Below are 5,492 nucleotides of genomic sequence, written 5' to 3'. Positions count from 1 at the left end.
CCGCCGACCCCGCCGCGGACCCAGCCGCGTCCGCAGGCTCCGCAACCGCAGCCGGGCTTCGACCCCGACGCCAACGCCGGCCGCCTGAACCCCAGCCCGAACACCAACCGGCGTCGTCCGGCCACCGGCGGCGGCGCGACGGGCAACGCCCCGCGCACGCTCGGCCGCGCCTCGCTGCAGGCGCTCGGCGCCCAGGTTCGCCCGACCTTCAGCTGCACCCTTCAGGGCGTGCAGGATCTGGAAATTCGCGTGCAGGTCCGGCTCAGCGAGTCCGGCCGGGTGGTCGGCCGCCCGCAGTTGCTGCCGCCGCGCGGCGGGCCCAGCTACCAGCCGGTGTCCGACGCGGTGATCCGGGCCATCTACGCCGCCCAGCCGTTCACGATGCCGTCAGACTATGAGGAGCAGGACATCTCGTTCCGCTTCCCGGCGTCACAGTACTGCTGACGGATCCTGATAAGCGTCGCCGCTGACCGATTCTCGCCGCAATGACCGGGAACCTGTGGCCCGTCGATCAGGCTTATGAGAGCCTGCCGCTGAATTTGGAGACCCAAGCGTGAAATCGAAACTCCTGATGCTCATGGCCGCGACGGCCGTCGCCCTGGTCCCCGGCGTGGTCGCCGCCCAGACGCCGCAGCAGTCGGAAGACGTGGTCATCAGCCAGGCCGACATCCGCCCGTTCGCCATCGCCGTCGCCAATTTCGGCGGCCAGTACGGCTCCGAACTGTCCGGTGTGATCCGCGCCGACCTGCGCCGCTCGGGCTATTTCGAACCGCTGGATCCGGCCTCCTTCGTCGAGACCGGCCTGACCCTGGCCAACGCCCCGAACTTCCCGCAGTGGACCTCCATCGGCGCCCAGGCGGTGCTGTACGGCTCGGTCACCCCGCGCGCCGACGGCCGTAACGACTTCGGCTTCCGCCTGTACGACCCGTACCGCCAGTGCCAGCTGGTCTCGTACCAGTTCACCGCCACGCCCGAGCAATGGCGCCGGATCGGGCACAAGATCGCCGACCTCGTCTATCAGCGCATGACCGGCGAGACCGGCCTCTTCGACAGCCGCGTGGTCTTCGTCTCGGAAAGCGGCACCCAGCTGAACCGCGTGTCGCGCCTCGCGATCTCGGACCAGGATGGCTACAATCCGGAATACCTGACGACGGGCGACGAGGTGATCATGTCGCCCCGCTTCTCGCTCAGCGATCCGAACGAGATCACCTATGTCGCCCTCGGCCGCGACTACAGCCGCATCTACCTGTTCAACCTCGCCACCCAGCGCCGCGAAAGCCTGGGCGAGTTCGACAGCCAGGTGCTGGCGCCGCGGTTCTCGAACGACGGCACGAAGATGGCCTTCTCGATCATCCGGAACGGCAACACCGACGTCTATGTGATGGACCTGTCCAGCCGGCAGGTGCGCCGACTGACCAGCGACCCGGGCATCGACACCTCGCCGTCGTTCAGCCCGGACAACAGCCAGATCGTCTTCACCTCGGACCGTTCGGGCAATGCGCGCCTGTACACCATGCGGGCCGACGGCTCGGGCCAGCGCCCGATCTCGCGCGGCGGCGGCCTCTACACCGCCCCGACTTGGAGCCCGCGCGGCGACCTGATCGCCTTCACCAAGCAGTCGGGCGGCCGCTTCTCGACCGGGGTGATGAACACCGACGGCTCGGGCGAGCGCATCCTGTCGTCCAGCTATTTCGAGGAAGGCCCGTCCTGGGCGCCGAACGGCCGCTACATCATGTTCGCGCGCCAGAGCCCGGGCGGCGACACCCGCCTGTGGACCGTGGACCTGTCGGGCCGGGTGGTGAACCAGGCCGGCTACGGCGGTCGCGGCACCGACCCCGCCTGGTCGCCCCTGCTGGACGCCCAGCCAGTGCGCATCGGCGCCAGCGGTCCGGACGCCTGTCCGGCCTGATCACAAGCGGAGCCTTTAGGCTCACTCCCGCGTTATCGTGACTGGCGAAAATGCTGGCGCGACAGTAACGACCTTGTACAGCAAAGCTAAATAGGGGCGCACGCCCCTGCGACCCTAGGAGACGATCAGATGATGAAGCCCTCGACCCTCGTCCGCCTGGCCGCCGTCGGCGTGGCCGTCACCGCCATGGCGGCCTGTACCCCGCGTCGCCCGGTCGAGACCGGAACCGGTGAAGTGCCGCCGCCGTCGAACCCGCAGTATCCGCCGGCCACCGGCCCGATCAGCGGCGGCAACCTCGGCGCCCCGGCCCCGGGTTCGGAACAGGACTTCGTCGTCAACGTCGGCGACCGCGTCTACTTCGACCTCGACAGCTACTCGATCCGTTCGGAAGCCTTCCCGCGTCTGGACGCCCAGGTCGCCTGGCTGCAGCGCTATCCGGGCGTGACCGTCCGCATCGAGGGCAACGCCGACGAACGCGGCACCCGCGAATACAACCTGGCCCTCGGCGCCCGCCGCGCCGAGTCGGTCCGCAGCTACCTGATCGAGCGCGGCATCTCGGCCGCCCGCATCGACACCATCAGCTACGGCAAGGAGCGTCCGATCGCCGCCGGTTCGAACGAGGAAGCCTGGGCGCGCAACCGCAACGCCCACACCGCCATCGTCTCGGGCGCCACGCGCTAAGGACGTCGGAAAGCGACAGGGAAGGGGCTCCGGTTCAACCGGGGCCCTTTTCTTTTGAGGGGCGGGTCCGCAAAATCCGGGCGGGTTGAGTCAGGGGGAGTACAGGCGATGGATATCGACGCAGCGGGCGGTGCGGTCACCGCGGGCATTGTCGCCGGCGCGATCGAGAAGCCGACCGGCAAGGCGGGCGAGGATCACGCCGGCGTCTGCGCGGACTGCGGTTCGGAGACCTCGGGCAATTTCTGCTCGAACTGCGGCCAGCCGACCCACGTCCATCGCACCCTGCTGCATCTGGGCGAAGAGGTGCTGCACGGCGTCATGCATTTTGACGCCCGCATCTGGCGCACCCTGCCGCTGCTGGCCTTCAACCCGGGCAAGCTGACGCGCGAGTGGATCCACGGCAAGCGGACCCGCTACGTCTCGCCGCTGGCCATGTTCCTGTTCACGGTCTTCGTCACCTTCTTCGCCCTCAGCTTCGTGCACATGCCGGAGTCCAACTTCCACCCGGTCAGCACCGTCGCCGGCGAGGAGGGCGCGGCCGAGTTCGAGCGGGGGCGGCAGGAGATCGCCACGGCCCGGGCCCAGGCGACGACCGCCGCCGACAAGGCCGCGCTGGAGGTCGCCGACAACGTCCTGGCGGGCATGAGCAAGACGACCGGCGGCGCCGAAACGGGCCATTCCGCCGACGCCGAACCCGACAGCTGGCAGGGGGCGGTCAGCGAGATCGCCACCGACGTCTACAACGACCCGAACGTCACCGGCGGCGCCAAGAAGGCCGCCAAGAAGCTGATGAACCCCGACCTGGCGGTCTATAAAATCCAGCAGACCTTCTACAAATTCGCCTTCCTGCTGGTGCCGCTGTCGATCCCCTTCATGGCCCTGCTGTTCCTGTGGCGGCGCAAGACCACCCTCTATGACCACGGCGTGTTCGTCCTGTACTCCCTGACCTTCGTGGTCATGGCGGGGCTGATCGCCATCGGTCTGGGCCTGATCCACCCGGCGCTCGGCGCCGTCGCCTGGTTCGCGGTCATCGTCGGCACGCCGATCCACCAGTTCGCCCAGCTCAAGGGCGGTTATGAACTCGGCTGGTGGTCGACGATCTGGCGCTACGTCTTCCTCCAGAACTTCTGCTTCATCGTCGTCGGACTGTTTGTGACCGCCATCCTGTACCTGGCCGTCGGCGTCTGACCGCCTTGCGAGCGCCCCAAATCGGTGGAACCTAACCGTATGATCAAGCTTCCGACCTCCCTGTCCCGCAAGACCCTGATCTCCGTGATCGGGGTGGTGATGATCGCCGGCACGACCACCGTGGTGGCCCAGACCGTCCCGATGGAGCCGATCCAGTGGGACAAGCGGCGGCTGGACCAGCTGGACCGCAACGTCCGTCGTCTCGAGCGGGCCGTGACCCAGCGCAACGCCGCCGGTCAGCCGGTGCTGGTCGAGCCCGATCCCGAGGTCGTGGCCCTGCAGGGGCGCGTCGACCTGATGAACCGCCGCCTCCAGGACCTTGAGGCGACCGTCCTGCGCGTGAACGGCGATATCGAGCGCCTGACCTTCGCGGTGGACGAGGGCAAGCGTGACAACGCTGCCCTGGGCGCCCGCCTGCGCGACGCCGAAGGCCGCGTCCGCACCATGGAGACCGCCGCGGCGCGTGACGCCGAGCTGAACTCGCCGATCTCCAGCACCTCGCCGACCGGCGACCCGGGACGTGACCTGGCCGCCGCCGTGCGTCTGGCCGCCACCGATCCGGCCTTGGGCGACCGCGCCCTGCAGACCGTGACCCTGGCCTGGCCGGACACGCCGCAGGCCCGCGAGGCCTTCAGCCGCATCGGCGACCTGCGTGTCTCGGACGAGGACTACGACAACGCCGTGCGCGCCTATTCGTCGGCGCTGCGCGGCTGGCCGACCGCCCCCTGGGCGGCCGCGACCACCCTCGAACTGGCCAACGCCCTGAACTCCGCCGATCGCAAGACCGACGCCTGCGGCGCCCTGACCGAGTTCGGCAACCGCTACGCCGCCACCGCCACGGCGGCCCAGCGCGCGCGGGCGACGGAACTGGGCACGCGCTTCACCTGCGCCCCGGCCCGGGCTCCGGCCGCCCGCCCGCCCGCACGGCGTCCCGGCTGAACCGGCCCGACCCGGACTGGGCCCGACAAGCCGTCGCCCGGCTGACGGCCCGCCTGCGCACCGATGATCCGCGCCCCGTCGTCCTGGCTCTGTCCGGCGGCGGGGACTCGGTCGCCCTGCTGCATCTGGCCTCCGCATGGGCGAGGGCGAACGGGCGCCCCCTGCTGTCCGTCACCGTCGATCATGGACTGAACCCCGACAGCGCGGACTGGACCCGCCGGGCCGGCGAGGCGGCGCAAGCCGTGGGCGCCGACTGGCGCGCGCTGGACTGGACCGGGCCGAAGCCCTCGACCGGCCTGCCCGCCGCCGCCCGCGAGGCGCGCCATCGGCTGCTGGCCGGGGCGGCGAGGGCGGCCGGCGCGCGGGTGATCCTGATGGCCCATACCGCGGACGATGTCGCCGAGGGCGAGCTGATGCGGGCCAACGGTTCGACCCTGGGTCGCCTGCAGGACTGGTCGCCGTCTCCGGTCTGGCCGGACGGGCGCGGGCTGATGCTGCTGCGTCCCCTGCTGGAGGCGCGCCGGGGCGCCCTGCGCGTCTGGCTGGCGTCGCAGGGGCTGGCGTGGATCGAGGACCCGGCCAATGACGATCTCCGGCACCCGCGTGTCCGCGCCCGGCGGGCGCTGGCCGGGACGACGCCGACGCCCGGCCCGGACGAGCCCGGCCCCGTCCACGGGGTTCTGGCGGTCGAGGACGATCTGATCCGCCTGGCGCGCGATGCGTCGGCCCGCGCCCTGTCCGCCGCCCTGGTCTGCGCGGGCGGCGGCGACCGGCC

The 5,492-nt window shown here is 70.5% G+C and carries 5 protein-coding genes and 1 pseudogene; all 6 read left to right on the top strand.

What is annotated here, in order from left to right:
- Window positions 1–444 (top strand): annotated as a pseudogene (locus VGE03_RS16460) (hypothetical protein); the annotation flags it as partial.
- A 109-nt stretch (window positions 445–553) separates the two neighbouring features.
- A complete protein-coding gene (gene tolB / locus VGE03_RS16455; protein ID WP_331047557.1) occupies window positions 554–1,909 on the top strand; it encodes a Tol-Pal system beta propeller repeat protein TolB in 1,356 nt (451 codons plus the stop codon).
- A 132-nt stretch (window positions 1,910–2,041) separates the two neighbouring features.
- Window positions 2,042–2,590, top strand: coding sequence for a peptidoglycan-associated lipoprotein Pal (gene pal / locus VGE03_RS16450; protein WP_331047559.1), 549 nt, complete (start codon window positions 2,042–2,044; stop codon window positions 2,588–2,590).
- A 108-nt stretch (window positions 2,591–2,698) separates the two neighbouring features.
- Window positions 2,699–3,778 (top strand): DUF3667 domain-containing protein, encoded by a 1,080-nt coding sequence (locus VGE03_RS16445; protein WP_331047556.1) that lies wholly within the window; start codon window positions 2,699–2,701, stop codon window positions 3,776–3,778.
- Window positions 3,779–3,817: 39 nt separating this feature from the next.
- Window positions 3,818–4,717 (top strand): tol-pal system protein, encoded by a 900-nt coding sequence (locus VGE03_RS16440; protein ID WP_331047555.1) that lies wholly within the window; start codon window positions 3,818–3,820, stop codon window positions 4,715–4,717.
- Window positions 4,714–5,492 (top strand): tRNA lysidine(34) synthetase TilS (gene tilS / locus VGE03_RS16435; RefSeq protein ID WP_331047558.1); only part of this gene is annotated, 779 nt, incomplete at its 3' end. The genes VGE03_RS16440 and tilS, both read left to right, overlap by 4 nt.

Source organism: Brevundimonas sp. (assembly GCF_036400995.1).
Taxonomy (GTDB): Bacteria; Pseudomonadota; Alphaproteobacteria; order Caulobacterales; family Caulobacteraceae; genus Brevundimonas.
Note: the sequence above shows the minus strand (reverse complement) of the source record. Positions and strands in the feature narration are given on the sequence as shown.